This is a genomic window from Brachybacterium phenoliresistens (assembly GCF_000576425.1).
Taxonomy (GTDB): Bacteria; Actinomycetota; Actinomycetes; order Actinomycetales; family Dermabacteraceae; genus Brachybacterium; species Brachybacterium phenoliresistens.
Genome location: NZ_KK069993.1, coordinates 105,884 through 124,528 on the forward strand (window position 1 = coordinate 105,884; position 18,645 = coordinate 124,528).

Below are 18,645 nucleotides of genomic sequence, written 5' to 3' on the forward strand. Positions count from 1 at the left end.
TCGAGAGCATTGTGTGGATCTGGATGGATTCTTTGCCCCCAGGATCAACACATCAGTCACTCTGGGGACAATAGTTGATAGCATATTGACCTACACGGTGGAGCCGTTCAACATTTCGCTCACCTCCCCACTCCACGCCACCGCCAACCGATCTCTCGCCCGCGACGCCCCCACATACAACAGCGACCGTTCCTGCAGTTCCGCCGCCTCATGAGTCTGCTCGTCATAGCTGCGGCCCGGACGGTCGTCGAGCGAGTCGGCATCTATGCCGAACAGGACCACTCGGGTGAACTCCATGCCCTTGGCCCGGTGGAAGGTCATCGCCAGCGGCGCGCCCTTGCGATATGCGACGTTCCGGTCCACCGAGGCGACAGGGATGCCGCGGTCGTCGAGGCCCCGCACCAGCAGGTCACGGGTCGAGGCCCACCGGGTCAACAGGCCGATGGTGGAGAGATCCTCCTCCGGGCCCATCTCCTCGGCCCATTCGCGCAATAGCGCGGCGACCTGCTCGAGCTCGTCGGCGAGGTCACGAGCCGGCAGCAGCAGCACCTCGGGGCCGCTGCGGGCGGACCGGTAGACGCCGTGATCCCCGCCGTGCTCGAGCGGGGTGCCGGTCTCGTCCACGTCGTCCTCCATGGCGGCGATGTCGAAGTCGCCGCCCTTCAGTACGTTCACCGCGAAGGCCAGGTTCTGCGCGGTGGTGCGGTAATTGAGCTTGAGGCGCCGTGAGCGCCCGCGGATCCCGATGCCGTACCGGCCCAGCTTCACAGGATTGGAGTAGATGCGCTGGTGCGAATCTTCGGCGATGAACATGTCGTCGTCGCCCTCGGCGACCAACGCTCGCAGTAGTTGCCACTGCGTAGGCCGCAGGTCCTGCCCCTCGTCCACGAGGACGTGATCGGCGGGCCTCTCCCCCGTCGCCTCGGCCTGCGCATCGAGCACCGCAGCGGCGATGGCCGAGGTCTCGTCCCAGTCGATGCTCGCGGAGCGTCGGCCGCCCTCCCGGTACACGGCGACGATCGCCCACACCTCGCGGCGCTGGTTGCGACCCAGGCGCGTCCCGCGACCACCGCGCGGAACCCGGAGGTACCCGGTCTCGTCGAGGATCCGGTGCGGGAGGATCACCTCGCGGTACTCGTCCGCGAGGAACGCGGCGCTTGTGTGCGCCTGGGTGCGGTCGCGCACCGCGCCGGAGGCGACGGCCGCAGCGATCGCGATCTCCCAGTCGTGGGCGCTGCGCGAGTACTTGGGACTGCGCGTGTCCCAGCCGACGACCGCGCGCATCGGCGCGGCGAGGGCGCGGGAACCGGAGATCACCCCATGTGCGATGCGGTCCACGCCGGTGACGTGGATCCCGGGACGGCCCAGCACGTCCGTGCGTGGCGCCCCGGGCTCAAGGGTGCGTACCTGCTCCTCGAGCGCGTCGGCGAGGTTGCGCGTGTAGGTAGTCAGAACGATCCGGGCCTCGCGTCCTTCCGCCTGCGCCTCCTGGGCCAGGCGCACCGCTCGGTGCACGAGGACCACCGTCTTGCCGGTCCCGGCGCCGCCGGTGAGCCGGTAGGGACCGCGGGTGCGAACATAGACGTAGGTGCGCTGCTCAGGGTGCAGGAAGATGCGCCACTGGGCGAAGCTCCCGGAGGCGAGCACCTTGGCGAGAGCGTCGTCGTCCTCGATGAGGTGGTAGCTGGCCTGGGACTTCTCCGCGGTCAGCGACTCGACGATGTCGTCGGTCGAGGACGGGGTCCCGACATCGCTACCGCCATTGACTCCGGTGAAGTACGCCTCGCGTACCTCGTCGAGGGTCTTGCCGGTCGCGAGGTCGAGCAGCGCGGAGCCCTGCCAGGAGCGGGCGCCCTCCGCGAGGTCCAGCAGGGCGGCCTCATCGGCCTCGACCGCTGCGGCCGCAAGGACGGGGTCGATGCCGAGGACGTCGATGAGTTCTTGCGCGGTCACGCTGAGGACGGGGCCGGACCGGCCGACACTCCCGGTCCCGCCGTCCACGGCCGGCTCCGTTGTCCCGCCGTCTTCGTCCGATGACTGGTCGATCGGTCCCGCTTGGGCGCTCGACGCCTGTTCCGCAGGGGCCAGTGATGACCCCGGCTGCTGCTCCCCCGCGTCAGGGGCCCCCGACGGCTTCTCGTCAGGTTCTGCCATCTCGGCGGCTCGACGCTCCTGCTCGAGACGCTCAGCTTCCTGCCGCTGGAACTCGGCGAGCTGCTCGGCGGCGAGCGCGGCGGCACGCGCCTGGACCTCGGACTCGGACAAGCCTCCGGCGCGCAGCGCGTCCTCGTCGGTACGGATCTCCGTGGTGCCGGAGACCGGGTTCATGCGCAGGTACAGCTTCCGGGCCCGGCGGTAGGCGTCGTCGTGGTCGTAGACGCCCTCAGCGAGCCACAGGTCCTGGCCCGAAGAGTTCAGCCGGAACGCAAGGATCCGGTACTGCTTGTTGACGCGGATCGAGCGGATCCGGTCATCGGCCGCCTGGTAAATGGGCTCGACATGCAAGCCCGGGGACTCCGGAGTGGTGCGCAGCAGGTTGAGGGTCGAGGTGACCTGCCCCAGGAGAGAGCGCGGTATCGATTCGAGGAAAGTATCGGAGATGGAGATGATGCCGTCGCTCATCGGGCAGTTCCTTCCGTCAGTCCCAAGGCCTCGAGGACATTGTCGGCACCGGGTCCGACGATCCTCCAGCCGTCTCTCTCGAGGGCGGCAAGATCCCGCTGCGGGAGTGCTTCCACCACGTAGGCTCGCCGCAGGTCCGGCCAGGCGATGTCCAGGGGGATGCCCGGCCCGAACTCTTCGCCGATCACCGGTACGTCCATGCCGAGCCGGGCGGCAGCCACGATGATCGCGCGCTCGGTACCGGTGAGGACCTCCTCGTACGGCTCCTGCCACTGGGGCGGAAGGCCGCTGGCATCGACTTCCGTGGGCTCGGCGAGGACCATGTAGTCGGCCTGCTGCTTGTGCCGGGTGTGCTCGGCGTCCGCGACCGGAGCACCATCCGCGAGTGCATCGGCAACGCCAGGAGCAGACGATGCGACGGACGGCTTGCGTGACGCGTCCGCGCCCTGTCTCGAGGGCTCCTGTGCGGGGACGTTCGGCGCAGCTGCGGGGAGCTGCGCATCGACGGTGACGTCGATGCCGGACTCGATGAGGCTCATCGTGGTCAAGCGCAGCGTGCCGCCGTGCGGGTCCCCCTGGGCGAGGTTCGCCATCTGCGCCCAGGTGCGCCAGGAATCCTCGAAGGTGGGCCGATGCATCGCCGCCTCGCGGTCGTCGAGGACCAACGTGAGGTTCCGGACGCCCACGCCCAGGAGGGCGATGGCGGCGAGCTCGTCACTGCGGCGCGCGATCGCCATCCGAGTCGGGTCAGTGAACGGCTCCGGGGTCTTTCCGTTCAGGAGATGGCTCGCGAGGTCCTGGACCTCGTCCGGATCCGCGCTGGTCAGCGTGCTGCGATTCCGCGCGGAGACGAGGAGCTGGGGCAGCTCGTAGGCGAGCTGCTGGAGCCGGTCGGTGCGACCGGTTCGCAGCACATCGAGGAGGAGCTCCATCGGCGTCGCGCGCAGGAGCGGAGCGAGCTGGCGCGTGGTGACGGTCCCCTCCGACCATGCCAGGACGGTCTCCTCGACCAGCGGACTCGGCAGGGGCGCGGTGTAGGCCCGCTTCGGGGCCCTGCGCCGGGCCGAATCTTCTTCGAGGTCGGCGTGAGTGACGGTGAGGACGACGTAGCCGGCGCGGCGCAGGCGCATGCGCTTGACGGCGTCGTCGCCCACCCGGTTGTTTCCGCTGGTGGCGTGGAAGGCGCGGCCGTCGGTGTAGATCGCGATGCCCTCCACATCGGCCCCGGACCAGGTGAGCACGAAATCGGGTCGCGTCCCGACGATATCGACCTGCGCGCTGAGCGTGTAGGTGCGGCTGGCGGTGCGCACGCTCACGGAGCTGCCGTGGGTGCTCACGCTGGCCCCCTCGATCTCGCCGGCGGCGGCCATGAACGCACGCCGGAAGCGCGCTTCGAGCGCCGACTCGGACGGGGAGACGGACTCGGGCTGCTTCTCCTCCACGGCCCAGGTCATCTCGCCCTTCTGCGGCCGATCGGCGCGCAGGACGATCTGCAGCGCCTCGATCGCATCCAGACGACGCATCTGCGGGTACTCGTCCGGACGGACGTAGGGCAGCAGGCATCGGTGGCAGGCCGCGAGGCCCTCGTCCTGGCAGGGGCACGCCTCGAGAGCGTCGAGGGCCTCGACGAGGATGTCCCAGGCGCTGCGCGGGGAGGCGAGCTCCATGAGGTAGCCGGTGCCACCGGGGATGGAGTCGGACAGCAGCACCGCGGAGCTCCCGCTGTGCTGGGGGTGTGCGATGACGTCGAGCTCGACGTTGCCGATGCTGCCGCCGAAGCGGGTCTCGATGCCCAGCTGGAGGGCCGCGCTGAGGTTGAGCAGCAGCGCACCGGAGGGGTCCTCGAGGATCTCGCCCGGAAGCGTGATGAGCACGGTCTCCGTCTGCACGGTGCGGGACAGGAGCACGGGGACGTTCCGCCCCTCGCGCTCGTAGCGCAGCGAGCACCAGACCTGATGGTCCTGGGGCTTGTTGCCGTCGGTGTCGGTGTCGTGGTGCCCGCACTCCTGACAGATGAGGAAGCCGGGGGCGGTGCGGTCCTGCCCGGAGATGCGGATCGTCTCGGCGACCTGGTGGGGGCGGCCGAGGTTCAGGCGGGTCAGGGTGGTGCCGCGGTCCAGGGCCATCCCGAACCCGGTGCCGGGCACGCTCCACCGCTGCAGGGGCGTCGCCTCGTGGAAGGAAGCGGACAGGGCCGTCTCGAAGCGGACGCGTTCGCGGTCGTCGCGGGAGTCGCCGATTCGCGTGCGGCTGCGGTTCATGGTCGAGTAGACGCGGGTCAGGTCGATGACGTCGCGGTGCTGGCCGGCATCGGCGATCTCCTGAGACCGGCACTTCGGGCAGGAACGGGGCGGGGTATCGCGCTCGAACCGGTGGGCGAAGCCGCAGCGGGGGCAGAAGGCGGTGCGGTGCAGTCCGCTGCCGCCCACGCCGATGTCCACGGCGTCGATCACGAGCTCGCGGCCGTGGGCGTAGAAGTGCGCCCCGGGAGCGAGCTCCGTCAGGGCCGCCATGCCGGAGCGGCCGTAGCTGGCGGCGACGTGCTGCCAGGTGCCGTCGTCGTCCTGCCAGATGACGGTGGCCTCGAGGGCGACGGCGTCGTCGACGAGGGTGAAGTTGGGCAGCAGGCCGTGCATCTCGAGCACGCCGATCCAGTGGGCGGAGTCCGCGGCGGCGGCCTCGGCGCTGAGGCGCCCGGCAGTGCCGCGCAGGCGACGGCGCTCCGCTTCGCGCTCCTCCTCGGTCATGACGGTCTCGTCTCCGAGGATCTCCTGCTCGGCGGAGATCAGGAAGTTCTCCGCCTCGAGCACGCGGCGGGTCTCCTCGCGTGCTTCCGGGTCGGGCACGGTTTCGAGCTCGTCGAGGTTCGCCTGGATCCGGGCGCGCCGGCGGCGCAGCTCGTCCCGCTTGTCCCGCCAGGCGCCGGCGGCGCGCTCGATGGTCATGACGAGGCCGCTGCGGCCCTCCGCGTCGGGCAGCGCCCAGGCACGCAGCGTGTCGCGCGCCTGCTCGGTCAGGCCGTCCCAGGCGTGGGCACCGATCGTGAACTGCGCGAGGAACCGGTCAACGTACGCGGGGCCGCGCTGTTGCATCTCCTCGATGACATGTCCCAGGTAGGTGCCGGGGCCGATGTCGGCGAGGATCGGTGTGGTGCGGGCGGGCGGACTGATGCGCTCATCCCCGGAGAGGGCATCTATCACGGACGCCAGGAACTGGCGACGGAGGATCTCCTCGGCCGAGAGGTACGCGCCCGGGGCGCGGACGGTGCCGTTGAGCAGGTCGAGCGGGTCGTAGAAGAGGCCCGCGGTGCGGCCGCGGCCCGCGACCAGCGTGACGTCCAGGGAGTTGCCGGTGAGGCGACCCGCGCGGCCCACGCGCTGCAGGTAGCTGGCGACGGTCTTCGGGACCGAGGCGAGCAGCACGGTGGACAGGCCGCCGATGTCGATGCCCATCTCGAGGGTGGGGGTGGCGACCAGGACGTTGGGGGCGCCCGGGTCCTCGGAGCTGTTCTTGAACTGGGTCTCGTGGGCGAGGCGGTCCTCGGTGGTAAGCAGGGAGGTGTGCTCGCGGGCGACGACGCGCCGCATGTCCCCCTGGTAGAGGGATCGGTAGTAGGTGGAACGGATCCCGTGCGGGCGCAGACGTCCTGGGCAGCGGAAGCGCAGGCAAGGACCGTCGGCAAGCTGCGTGAGACTGTGCGTGGTGCCGGTGACGGTCTCGCGGCACTCGGAGCAGCTGAGGGAGGGCGTGGGAGCCTCGGCATCGGCCGTGGCGGTGCTGGGCAGGCAGCCTTCGAGGCGATCGGGACGCACGGCGAAGCTGCGCAGCTGCCCGCCGGGGCCGGCCGGGACCGCGTCGAGGATCCCCAGCTCGACGAGCTCGTCCAGCAGAGGGCGCAGGAACGTCGCGGCAGTGCTGCGGTCCCGACCCAGGGCACGGGCCGTCCAGTCGGCGTACCAGCTGCCACGAGAGGCGGCATCCTCGAACTCGCAGGTCTTGCCCCGGGGGCCGATGCTGGGCAGCTGCGGGATGGCCCGCCCGGGCGGGAAGGCGGGCATGACGTCCCGTTCAGGGCGGCCGCCCCACAGCCGGTACAGCGGCCCGCCGTCCTCACGGAACTTCTTCAGCCAGGGGTGGCTGATCGCGCCGTGGGTGCGCAGGCGCTCCAGGATCCCGCGGCCCCAGCGGCGCCGCTGGGCGGCGCTGTCCCCGTCCAGCAGAGGTGCGCTCGCGCCGAGGGCGCGCTCGGCGGCCTGGTCGAGTTCGTGATCAGCGGCGCGGACCTGGGCCTGGGCCGATCCGGTGAGCAGGAGCGTCCGGCCCACCTGACCTGTCAGGCCCAGTTCGAGGCCCACGTCGAAGCGGAGGCGGGAGCGGACCAGCTCCTCGGCGCGGTGCCGCTTCTCGGAGCGGAAGCCGCGGCGACGAGGGGGATCCTGGTGCCAGAAGGGGGCGAGCCGTTCGGAGTCGGTGATGGTGGGGTGCAGCAGCCGGTAGCGCTGCTCGTCGTCCTGGGCGGCGGCGATCATGCGGTCGACGATCTGGTCGAGCGTGGCGGGTTCAGCCCGCAAGGCGCTGTGGATCGCCGAGCGCAGGGTGAGGCTGTGGGAGCGGGCCTCGACGAAGCCTGCCCGGTGCGCCGCGTCCTGCACAGAGTCGGTGAAGACCAGCGCCTTCTTCTCGCGCATGTCGAGTCCGGGTGTGCCGAACAGGCTGGTCAGCGCGACCGAGAGGAGCGTGGCGAGGCTGGTGCCGAGGAAGCGGATGCCATCCTTCTCCCCACAGGCGGGGCAGGTGTCCTCCAGCGCCTTCTCCCCCGCGTCGAGGCCGGCGAAGACCAGGACCTGGATGACGTTCGGGTCCGGGTCGTCCTCGAGGGGGCCGTGCACGTCGAGGGTGGCGGAGTCGAGGTTGAGATAACGGCGGCGGGAGGATTCCTCGGTGGTACGGTCCGCGGCCTCCTCGCGGGTGGTGATGTCGAGGATCAGTGCGCGGAACCGCTGCTTGTTGTGGAAGGCGTCCTGGCGGATCTTGTCCGGGGTGAGCTCGAGGTCGTCCCCGACGGCCCTCGTGGTCGCGCCCCAGCCGGAGCGGCCGCAGTGACGGCAGTAGATGGCAGGCAGGGCCTTGCCGCTCTCCTCGCCGGCGGCGTCCGACCACTGGAACGCGGGCGCGCCGGCGACGAGACGGTCCACGCGGGTGATCTCCCGCAGCCACAAGTGCGCTTCGAGGGAGGGGAAGGAGTTGCGCGGCGCTCCCTCGCGGGCGCGCTCGTGGGAGAGCGCGGCGAGCAGCACCGTGGTGAACCCGCGGGCGACGGCGTCGTCGGTGATGTTCGAGAAGACGGCGCGGGCGAGATCCTCGAGCGCCGTGGCCGTGGTGGTCAGGGCGAGGAGCGTGCCGGTGGTCTCGTGCGCGAGCAGAAGGTCACGCACGGCGAAGCCGTGGGCGGCGGCGGTCCGGGTCGCGGGGACGTCGGGGTCGTCGCTGCGCCACAGCACGTCCAGGAGGTCGCGGGTGAGGGCGTCTGCGTCGACCGCGGTGCCGGGTTCGAGGTGCCGGGCGCTCACGGCGCGCAAGTCCTCAGCCGTCGGTGCGGTGGGCGTGAGGGGCGCGCGGGCCCCGTGGACCGTGGTGGTCGCGGCGGTCGCGGGGGCGAGGAAGTCGTCCAGCGCGACGCGGGTCTCGGTGATGACCGCGTCCGGGCCGATGGGACTGCCGAACACCGTCTGCGCGAATTCGAGCATGTCCGCGGCGGCGTCGTCGCCGTCGCCCAGGGTGGCGCTGGTGGCGACCGGAGTGATGTGCACGCGGCCGGGGGCGACGGTGTCCAGCACCAGGCGCAGGCGCCGCAGCAGCATGCCGACGTCGGTGCCCTGGGCGCCGTCGTAGGTGTGGAACTCGTCGAGGATCAGGTAACGCAGCGAGGCCGCGGATGCCTCCCACAGGGGGCGGTCGGCGCGGCGCAGCAGCAGCTGGTCCAGCATCTTGTAGTTCGTCAGCAGGATGTCCGGGACGCTGCCGCGGATCATCTCTCGGTCGGTGATCAGGCTCTTCTCGGTGACGACCGTGGAGGACTGCGCGGAGGCCTCGCCGGTGTACAGGGCGGCGGCGATGCCCCGGTAGGCGGGGGTGCCCGTGATGGCCTGGGCGAGTCGCCCGGCCTGGTCGTTGGCCAGCGCGTTCATCGGGTAGAGGATCAGCGCCTTGATCCCCCCGATCCCGGCGCTGCGCGCCCTCGCCACGTGATCCAGCACGGGGTACAGGAAGGACTCGGTCTTCCCGGAGCCGGTGCCGGTGGTGACGATGGTGGGCAGCGGCAGGCGCAGCCCGTGCTCGTCCTGCTCCCCCGGCACGGCCGGGTTCGTGGTCAAGCGGGAGAACGCGGTCGCTTGATGAGCGTAGGGCGCGAACCATTCCGGCAGGCTCGGGACAAGAGCACGAGCCTCCTTCGTGTTGACCCCGGCGGCGAAGGGCAGGCGGGTGCGGATGTAGGGCCCCTGGAAGATGCCCGCATCCTCGTGCTCGAGGAAGGCGTCCAGGGCCGTGCCCACGGAAGGGTCGGCGAGGGAGATCGCCGTGGTCACGTAGTCGAGCACGGCCCGCCGCAGGTCGGCGGCCTGCCGGGTGGGCAGCAGCTCCGTCATGAACTCTCCTCCATGCGTCGCCGGAACTCGGCGTAGGCGGTGCGCATGTCCGCCTCGCGGTCGAGGATCCGGAACGGCTGCTCGTGTACAACGGTGCGGCCCGTGCCGGTGGCGCTGGGGTGCACGGCAGTGCGGTCCTCGAGCGGCAGGCCCGTCTCGGGGCGGCCCGCCTTGTTCCAGGCGGTGCGCACCGAGCTGGGGATCTGCCGACCGTTCGCGTCGAAGATGTACGCCTTCTTGCCCTCGCCGCGGTCGTAGTCGTTGAGGACCCCGAACTGGGTGCGGTAGATCGTCACCAGGTCGTCGATGGAAATCCCGGTGACGATCGCCATGATCGCGTCGATCTCCACCAGCGCCTGGCGGCGGTCCTCGTCGATGCGCAGCGGCGTCGCGGCGGTCCACTCGGGGCCGACGTCGCCGAGGGCCGGGCGGTTTGGTCGAGTCAGGCCGCAGGTCCAGGAGTCGGCGGCGAAAGACGGATCGAAACAGTCACGCCAGAGGTCCGCGTAGGCGGTGGTGAGGCAGTTCAGACGGAGGGTGCGGAGGATTGCGGTGGGGGCCAGGGGGTGGCTGGAGAGGATGCGCGGAAGACGATCTACAGCATCCTTGTGAATATCTCCCGACACCGTAGAACGAATCTCAAAATCGGCAACAAGACTGGACATAGACGCTGCCGCGAGAACCAATTCCGCGATCGAGCCAGAAAAACACCCTATTGCATGGACAGGGTGCACATGCCCAGCTCCAGGCGGGAAAATAGCAGGAATCAACGTTCGTTCACCCGTGGTGGCCGCCATCCGGCGCCACATAACCCGGTAGTGATCTCGCACAGGCGTCGTCTTGTCGGGCTTTCCCACTGGGTCATAGGAGAGCACCCATTTGCCGTAGTCCGCGTCGTAGCGGCGCGTGTCCGCGACCTCGGAGCCCGTCTCGTCGATGCGCGTGCCGTAGATCGGCTTGTACTCCGTGATCGGCAGGGCGTCCGGCGCGAGCCGCTCGAGATCAACGGCCGAGTAGTCTCGATTACTGGACATCGTCTTATTTCGAGCACTCGCGAACGGATTACCCACAGCGAAATACGGCCCTTGAAGGATCACGTCGCGCCACGACTCCGGGGCACCCCAGCGGCTCTCGAAGTGCCCGGCCCGACGGCCTCCAGATTCGTGCCACCCGGAGGAGAACTTCGGCGTCATACCACCGATCGACGCGACCTTAGCGAGCTGCGCGAGTGTCCCCGCGGACGCCCCATTAACGCTAGAGAGCATCCGACTCCGAATGAATGGCACTTCCGGGTCGCCGGATTCCATGAGTGCGTGCCACAGTTCGAGCTGCCGCCGCCCGTTCCGCTGTATGCGAGCTCGATGCGGACTTAGGTCCCAGTTTCCCTCCACATCCTTAAAGCCAGGCTGCGGCCCGTGACCGTCATGTCGCAAAGATCCTTCAATGACTGCCGGATGATATACGCTCACCGCACTCAGGAAATCAACGTCCGACGCATTCACGTAGACGTTGATCGAATATTCGACCAGATTGTGAACTTCGCGAAACAACTTTAGATCGTTGATGAACCGCCAGTGCCGCCGCAGCCGCGAGAAGGTCGCTCCACGCAGCGAGTAGCCGCGCGCGTCCGTAAGGTGTGATGCCGGGTGGATGAGCGTGACCACCCCACCGTCCCGCAAATGGGCCCACGTGCGCGCCATGAAATTGCGGTAGAGATCCGGCTGCGTCCCCACCAGCTCGGGATACATCGATTTGGCTCCCGCGAACTCGGCTGTCGCCGAAATATCTCTAGTGCCGAGCAGCAGCGACTGTGCAGGGCCCCCACGCGCGAGCGTGGATTCTCGACGCTCCATCTTCTCCACTTCGCTCGGCTTGTTCGCAAGCACCCACCACGGGTCAAAGTCCGCCAGCAGCGCGGGTACGTCTAGGGTCGGCCGTACCCACGGTGGGTTCCCCACCTGCAAGTTGAAGCCGCCACGATCGAACGCAGCGGCGAAGTCCAGTTCCCAATGGAAGAAGCGCTGTTCCCGGGCGACGTCCCGCGCGCGCTGCAGCCACGGGGTCTCGGCCGTGAACACGTCGATGTTCGCCGCGCCGCTCACCGAGAACATCGACTCGATGGCGTCCAGTCCCTGCCAGGTGCGGACATCATCCACGGCGATCTGCGCGGGACCTGGGCCCTTGCTCTTGCCCTTGTGCGCGACGACCTCGAGACTGCGGCCCAGGATCTTCTGGAGCGTGTCCAGCCACTCCTCGAAGGTCGGGGGCGAGACCTCATCATCGGGAAGGACGGGCCAGAACCACAGGGCGCACCAGGCGTCCATCACCAGACGCAGCCGCTGGTAGGAGGAGTTCGAGTCGTTCAGGCTCTGCTCGATCTGGGCGCGGGTCACCTCCCCGCCCTCGGTGGTCTCCGCTCCCCACACGGGGATGGCGCGGCGGGCATTGGCCTCCGCCGCGACCACGCGGCGCAGCGCCAGGTTCCACAGCTCCTCCACCCGCTGCGACAGCTCCTCCAGGATTTCCAGCTGGGTCTTCGTGAGCTTCTTTCCCCAGCCCTTCGCGTGGTCCCGCAGGGCCTTGGCCTGCGCCGGGGCGAGCTTCTTGATCTCCGTGTCGGAAGCGGCTGCGAGCCACCCCTCCCCCGGCAGCAGGAAGTGGAAGATCCCGCCGGAGACGCTGGGCCGCTTGCCGTCCCCGGCCGGGTCGTCCCGCACCGTCGTCACCGGCAGCGGCCGCGGCGATGTCTGGACGACGTCCTTCAGGCGCTGCGTGTCCAGCGCGGCGCGCGAATAGATGCTGTGCCGGGCACCGATCAGGGAGTTGCCGGCGCGCAGCCGCAGGCCGAACCACGGTGCCTTCAGCCCGGGGGCCATGGTGTCCAGCCAGAGCGACACCTCCGCCAGCTCCACCGCGGTCGGATTCAGGTCCACCCCGTACACGTTGTGCAGGCGATGTAGGCCTTGACGCGCTGCAGCTCCTGCGCGTATTCGTCCGGGTCGATGCGAGTGTCCAGCTCGGCCTGGCGGCGGGTCAGGTACTCTTCCGCCAGCTGCCGGACGGCCTCGATGGCGAACGCGCCGGAACCGAGCGCCGGCTCGCAGATCGACATCTCGAGGATCTCCGCGGCGGTGGTGCGGCGCCGGCGGATCGGGTGCCTGTCGAAGTCCTGATCCTTGAAGACCTCGGCGCCCTCTGGCAGCACCGTCTCCTCGTTGACCACGGGGTCCAGCAGTTCCGCGAGCCCCTGGGAGACGGTGAACTTCGTGATCACCTCCGGCGAGTAGTAGGAGGCGGACTGCTGGCGGGCGCGACCGGAGAGGCGGAAGACGAACTCGCCGTGGCGGTAGGTGCGCGGCGTCTTCTCGCCGTACTCGTCCTCGACCATCACCAGATGGGGGCGCATGGACTCGTCCACGCGATCCACCGGCACCACCCAGGAGCCGTTCTTCGGGTCGCCGTTGCGCGCGACCTCCACTAGGTCCTGGTCCGCGAAGGAACCGGTGTAGCTCATGAGCGACTCGTACACGGCTCCCAACTGGTTGATGCCCAGCGCCACGTAGCTGATGAAGCCGCGGGCCTTGCCCTTCTTCTCCTTGGACAGCAGGAGGTTCTCGAGCACCTTCTGCAGGGCGGCGTTGCCGAGCTGCACCTCGTCGATGAGCCGGGTGCGCTCCGGGGCGAAGAGGTCCGCCTCGAGGTTCTCGAAGACGAGGGTTCCGCTGCCGTGCTGGGCGGCTTTCCCTTCCTCGAGCTCCTCTGGCGGGGCTCCGTGGCCTGTGTTGACCAGGCGGAACAGCAGGTCGAGGGACTCGTACAGGTAGGTGCCGTCCGCTGCGGAGAGGGGGACCTCCCGCTGGGTGAGGTCGCGCAGCCGGTCCACCGAGTAGCCGGCCTGGTACTCCTGCGTGCCCACGGGGAGGATGCCCAGCTCCGGGCTCGCCTCCGCGTACAGCAAGAACAGGATCCGGTACAGGTACCGCAGCGCCTGCAGGGCCAGGACCTGTGCCTGCTCGTTCGGCAGCGGCTCGAGCCTCTGGGCGCGGCGCCGCTCGAGCACCTCGTTGGCGATGATCTCGATGCTCTCGCGGACCCCGTCGCGCAGGTCCGCGGAGACGCCCACGGCGTTGCTGATCGACTCGGCGACGGTCTCGCTCCACCAGATCTGCGAGTTCGCATCCGGTGCCAGGGAGTCGGCGCTGAGGGCGGCGAGCATCCGCTCGACCTCTCCCCCGCGCTTGAGGTCGTTCCGCTCGGCGATGGTCTGGATGTCCGCCACCAGGTATCGGCCCTGCGGCCACAGCCGGGAGGAGGTCAGCACCGCGTAGCGGCCGGCCAGGACCAGCAGGAACTCGGGGGCATCGCGGTCCACGGACAGAGCGGAGAGCACCTGCGGGACGGTGGTGAGGACCTGTTCCTGCTCCGTGCCCTCGTGCAGGACCACATCGGCCGGGAGGTGGCCGGCGTGCTTGGACAGCACGTCCTCGACGTCCTCGGCGGCGAGGGCGTCGAGCATCGCCAGCGGGGCCTCGCCCACGCCACGAGTCGCGTATCGACGCAGCGGACCGGTGACGTGCACCTCCCAACGCTCGGGGACCGGGGCGGTGCCGTCGGTCGGGTCGTCGGTGTAGCAGAGGATCGCGCGGAGGGCATCGGCCACGTCGATCGAGCGCTCGGCGAGCCGCTCACGGCGCTCGGCGCTCGCGGCCTGCTCGGGCAGCGCGGCGGCATCGGCCTGCAGGTCCAGCAGGCGGGAGAGCAGGGCGGTGCGGGAGCTGGTGAAGCGCTCACGGGGGCTGCGCCACGAGGGGGTCTCCTCGGACGTCTCGCGCCACCTGTCCATCAGGGCGCGAGTGCGGGCGGCGAAGGAGCCGGCCCGGTCCTCGGAGACGAAGTAGTGCTCGCTGATCCAGTCCTCGACGATGTACAGGGCATCGCTGATGGCCACAGGGGTCCTCCTCAGGCTTCCGTGCGGGGGACGACGACGAGCAGCGGGCGCACGAAGGTGCGTTTCGGTTCCATCCCGGTGACGAGCTTCTTCTCCACCTCGATGGCATCACGGGTGGCCAGCCGCAGGGACGACTGGCCGCGAGTGCGGTCGGCATCGGCCTTCCAGCGCAGCTGCTCCTGCTCCCAACGGTCGACGCGGGCCCGGGCGCGGGCCTTCAGCTCCGGGGAGATCTGCTCCTCCATGAACGTGCGGGCGACAGGGACGGCGGCGCGCAGCAGCGCCTGGTACCGGCCGGGGTCCTCGACTGCGGTGCCGACGGACTCCGGTCCCAGCCCGATCTCCTCGAACAGGGCCGAGGGCGTCGTATGCGGCACCGCGCGCGGAGTGCCCTGATAATCGGCGATACCCAGGACGGACGCGGACACGATCTGGCCTCGCTCGGTGGTGAGCGTGCCTTGGAAGATCACCCAGGGGCGGTCCACCTCACCGTGTATGGCGAGCACCTGACCGCTGGGCAGGCCCGCCAGGGTGCGGTCGCTGATCCAGTCGAGGACGGGGTGCAGCGGGCCCAGGTAGTGCACGTCGGGCCAGTTGGTGCCGGTGTCGTCGGTGAGGGCGGCGCGCAGGCGCTGGGAGGCGACGTCCCGCCGGGAGGTGAGCCGCACGGTCTCCAGCACGCGCCGGTCCTTCAGGTAGGACTGCGGCAGGTGCTCCAGGCGGCGGATCAGGTCCTCCCGCGGGGTGAACTGGATGAGCCCGGTCGCCTGGTCAAGCTCGAGGCCCACGCCGCCCTGGGCGACGGGCCGGCCGGGTTCGGGGTGCAGCTCCGTCAGGCCGTTCAGCAGGAAGTCCGCGTCGCTGTGGAACAGGCCCGTGGTGAAGGACTCCTCGCGCTGGGCGCGGTGCCCGTCGCGGCGGCGCGGTGCGGGCTGGTCCTCCGCGAGCAGGGCCGCGAGGAAGTCGCCGAGGGGGTTCACGGAGGAGACGTCCGGGAGGACCTCGTCGACGGGGACGGCGCTGCGCAGCACGTCGATGAGGGCGCGCTCCTCCGCGGCGGCGTCGTACTTCTGCATGAGGGAGGCGGCATCACCCAGCTGTTCGTGCGCCTCCTTCTCCCGCTGCAGCAGGCGGCGCAGCACGTAGATGTCGCCATCGAAGCCGTCGATCCGGGAGAGGTCCAGCAACAGCGCGGTGATCTGCGGAGGCGTGCGCTGGCCGTAGCGATCGATGCGGCCGTTGCGCTGCTCGATGCGGATCAGCGACCACGGCACGTCGAAGTGGACCAGCTCGTGGCACTGGGCGTGGAGGTTCACGCCCTCGGAGGCGATGTCCCCGGTGATCAGCACGCGGATGGGCGAGGACGACTGCTTGAAGGACTCCACCACCCGCTGCTGATCCACATCGGTGAGGCCGCCGTGGAGGACGGCGATCCGCTCGTCCCGCATGCCCAGGTCCTCGAGCAGGTGGGTGCGCAGCCACTTGAGGGTCGCCACTCGCTCGGCGAAGACCACCACGCGCTCCGGCGAGGTGCGGGAGACGCCTTTGTCGCGCAGCAGGTCCACGAGGGCCCGGTACTTGCCCGAGCGTGGCGCGGTCCCCTCGGGGATGCAGGCCTCGTTCAGGGTGGCCAGGCGGCCCAGGGCGGCGGCCTCCGCGGCGTAGGCGCTGGTGGGCAGGATCTGGTCGAGGGAGTCCGCCTGCGCCTTGGCGAGCAGCTCGCGAGTGCGGTTGCTGAGGGTCTCGGCGAGGGCGACCGGGGAGGACAGGAACGCCTTGGCGAGGGTCCACGGGAACAGCTGGCTCCCGCGGCCGGACATCGGCCCCGAGCCGGAGGCAGGATGGGTCCAGGTCGCCGCGATCTCCTGGGCGACGGCGAGCTCCTGCGGGGACGGCTCGATGGGCAACAGCTCCGGCGGGCGGCGCTCGGCCCAGTTCTCGCCCACCACGTCCTTGACGGACTCGGAGTAACGGTGCCGTCGGATCATGAGGCGCTGCGTGGCGCCCTCGGCGATCTCCCGTTTCGGGGAGACCGCGGTGGGCTCGAGCAGGCTGATCAGCTGCGCGAAGGAGTCGTTGCTGCCGTTGTGCGGGGTGGCCGAGGCCAGGATCAGCGCGTCCGTGTTCGGGGCGAGGACATGGGCGAGCTGGTTGTTTTGCGTGGACTGGTTGGTGACGTTGTGGGACTCGTCGATCACCACCGCGTCCCAGCGGTGGTGGCGCAGGTCGTGGACGAAGCGGTCCTGCTTCAGGGTGTCCATCGAGATGATCACCTTCTCGAAGAAGGTGAACGGGTTCCGTGAGACCGGCAGCTTCTGCTTGACCTGCTGCACGCCCTCGGAGTCCAAGCGGACGAACGGAATCGCGAAACGGGTCCACAGCTCGTGCTGCATCTGCTCAAGCACGTGGCGCGGGCACACGATGAGGATGCGACGGCCCTTCCCGCGGCGGATCAGCTCCGCCAGGATCATGCCGATCTCGAGGGTCTTGCCAAGGCCCACCGCATCGGCGATCAGTACGCGGGGGCGCGCGCGCTCGGGGTCCAGTGCCAGCTCCACGGCTTCGCGCTGGTACGGGAGCTCGTCGGCGAGCATGTCGGCGGCGACCGTCAGACCCGGGTGGTCCACCGGGACGGGGCTCTTGCGCAACGTCGCCTCGATCCACAGGCGGGTGCGGCGGTAGCGCGGGGAGGTGTCGGCGACCACGCGGGCGTCCTCCGGGTTCAGCGCACGAACCGTGTCGATGCTGGCGTAGAACGCGGACGACTGATCCTTCACGAAGTCGCTGACGCCGCGGACGGAGTACAGGGGACCATCCGCCGTGTCCTCCACGGCGGTGACCAACCAGGTCTCGTCGCGCACCACGACCAGCGAGCCGGGCGAGATCACGCTCGCCTCCCCCTCGACCACCTGTGCGTCCACTGCGCCCCTTCCCCTGGCTACGTCGTCCTTCTGACCTTAAGGCACGGAGGGGACAGGTGCTGGTCAGGGCAAGGGACGGACACAGCGAGACGCCGGCGATACGGCTGACAGCTGCGTAGCTCAGGGGTATCTTCCAAGGACTGCGGCGGCACGGACCTGGGGATCCGTCCGTGCCATCCCGCCCGTTGCCTCACCAGACCGGGTCGCGGCGCGACCAAGAAGGAAGTGGCCATGTCGAGCGCGATTATCGGATTCGTTGCCGCCCTTGCGGTCGTGGGACTGTACCAGCTGATTCGAACTTCGTGGCCACGACTATACTTCGGACCCGAAGACGCCTTCGGCGCCCTCATCTCAAGCTCGATCTGGTTCTATGTCACGTTCAGGGCGATACCCGTCATCGTGACGACCGTCTTCTTCGGAACCTATGCGTCCCGCTGGCCGGGATCGAATATCTGGACATTTGCAGTCGTACTGACCCTCAGTTACATTGCAATATCTTCAGCACTCAAGATCGGCAACCGACGAACATATAACCGCAAGCTCTCACCGTCTGATCTCGGATGGCTCACAGCCTCTGCCCTCATCGTGACACTATCGGTGCCCGCGGGAGTACTGCTGATTCCACTCGCCGACAAGGTCCTCCCCGACGCGTCGAGCATCTCTGAAGCGATCATCACTGCACTCTTCGTCGCCGCCCTGACACTTATCGGACGCTCACTGGAGCTCAACAGCAACCAGATGGACGAGGTGGTGAAGAAGGCGTTGCGACGTTCGCGGGAAGACCTGTCCAGGATCGAGGCCCAATGCCTCGAGCTGAGCATCCCACCGGAACCGCTCATCGCCATCTATCTCGCAGAATCCATCCAGCGCCCACCGTGGTTCCGCCGACTCGAATCCGGGATGAGCCGACTCGGCCTCGCTCGGACCATCGGCCCCTTCCAACTGCCTCGCACCCCTGCAGGAGCTTCGACGGTGCACCCGATCGGAGTCTCGAACTACCTGGAGCGAAATCCCGCGATCCATTTGATTCTCACCGAGAGACGTTCTGCGGCAGTCGAGCGCGACTCGAGCGAGTGGGATGCCGCATATGCGCTCCACAATCCATCCAACCGATTTGTGGACTTCTGCAAGTTTATTGCCTCGACACTGGAGCCTGACTACCTCGAGCACATATACCGGCCGAACGGGACCAACCTATGGGTCGATTTCAGCTCACTATTGATATCTGGCGGGAGCGTTTCCGTGTGGCTGCAGGCAATGGACTGGCCGGGCGATGGCCCGCTTCGCATTACCCCCGCAGGATCCGGAACCCCAATGATCTGGGAGCACGACGAGAGAGACGCTCGAAGGTACTCGGCGCCACCCGAAGAATTTTTCAAACCTTGGCTCATCTCCTACGACGAGAGCACGGAAGAGGATCGTGAGGGTCCAGGGAAGATCGAAGTTCGTTGGACGTTCAACGTTCAAGAGCACGTCGCTTCTCGGCCACGATGGGACTGAACGTTCC

Annotated in this window: 6 protein-coding genes; 1 reads left to right on the forward strand and 5 read right to left on the reverse strand. The window is 68.9% G+C overall.

Annotated elements, in window-relative coordinates:
* Nucleotides 1-90: 90 nt before the first annotated feature.
* From BF93_RS09250 to BF93_RS09265, 5 genes are read right to left on the reverse strand one after another with little or no spacing between them, the layout of a single operon-like run.
* A complete protein-coding gene (locus tag BF93_RS09250; protein WP_038372191.1) occupies nucleotides 91-2,622 on the reverse strand; it encodes a UvrD-helicase domain-containing protein in 2,532 nt (843 codons plus the stop codon).
* Nucleotides 2,619-9,269, reverse strand: coding sequence for a DEAD/DEAH box helicase (locus tag BF93_RS09255; RefSeq protein ID WP_038372193.1), 6,651 nt, complete (start codon nucleotides 9,267-9,269; stop codon nucleotides 2,619-2,621). Before BF93_RS09255 ends, BF93_RS09250 begins: the two co-directional genes overlap by 4 nt.
* On the reverse strand, nucleotides 9,266-12,202 hold the full coding sequence (locus BF93_RS20040; protein WP_232226297.1) for a hypothetical protein: 2,937 nt from the start codon (nucleotides 12,200-12,202) through the stop codon (nucleotides 9,266-9,268). Before BF93_RS20040 ends, BF93_RS09255 begins: the two co-directional genes overlap by 4 nt.
* Nucleotides 12,193-14,217: a hypothetical protein gene (locus BF93_RS20045; protein WP_232226298.1), complete on the reverse strand. Its 2,025-nt coding sequence runs from the start codon at nucleotides 14,215-14,217 to the stop codon at nucleotides 12,193-12,195. The genes BF93_RS20040 and BF93_RS20045 overlap by 10 nt, the downstream gene beginning before the upstream one ends.
* An 11-nt stretch (nucleotides 14,218-14,228) precedes the next feature.
* On the reverse strand, nucleotides 14,229-17,138 hold the full coding sequence (locus BF93_RS09265) for a DEAD/DEAH box helicase (RefSeq protein WP_038372195.1): 2,910 nt from the start codon (nucleotides 17,136-17,138) through the stop codon (nucleotides 14,229-14,231).
* 231 nt (nucleotides 17,139-17,369) lie between these two features.
* Here BF93_RS09265 and BF93_RS19580 point away from each other — a divergent pair, with 231 nt between their 5' ends.
* A complete protein-coding gene (locus BF93_RS19580; RefSeq protein WP_156954109.1) occupies nucleotides 17,370-18,638 on the forward strand; it encodes a hypothetical protein in 1,269 nt (422 codons plus the stop codon).
* Nucleotides 18,639-18,645: the final 7 nt, after the last annotated feature.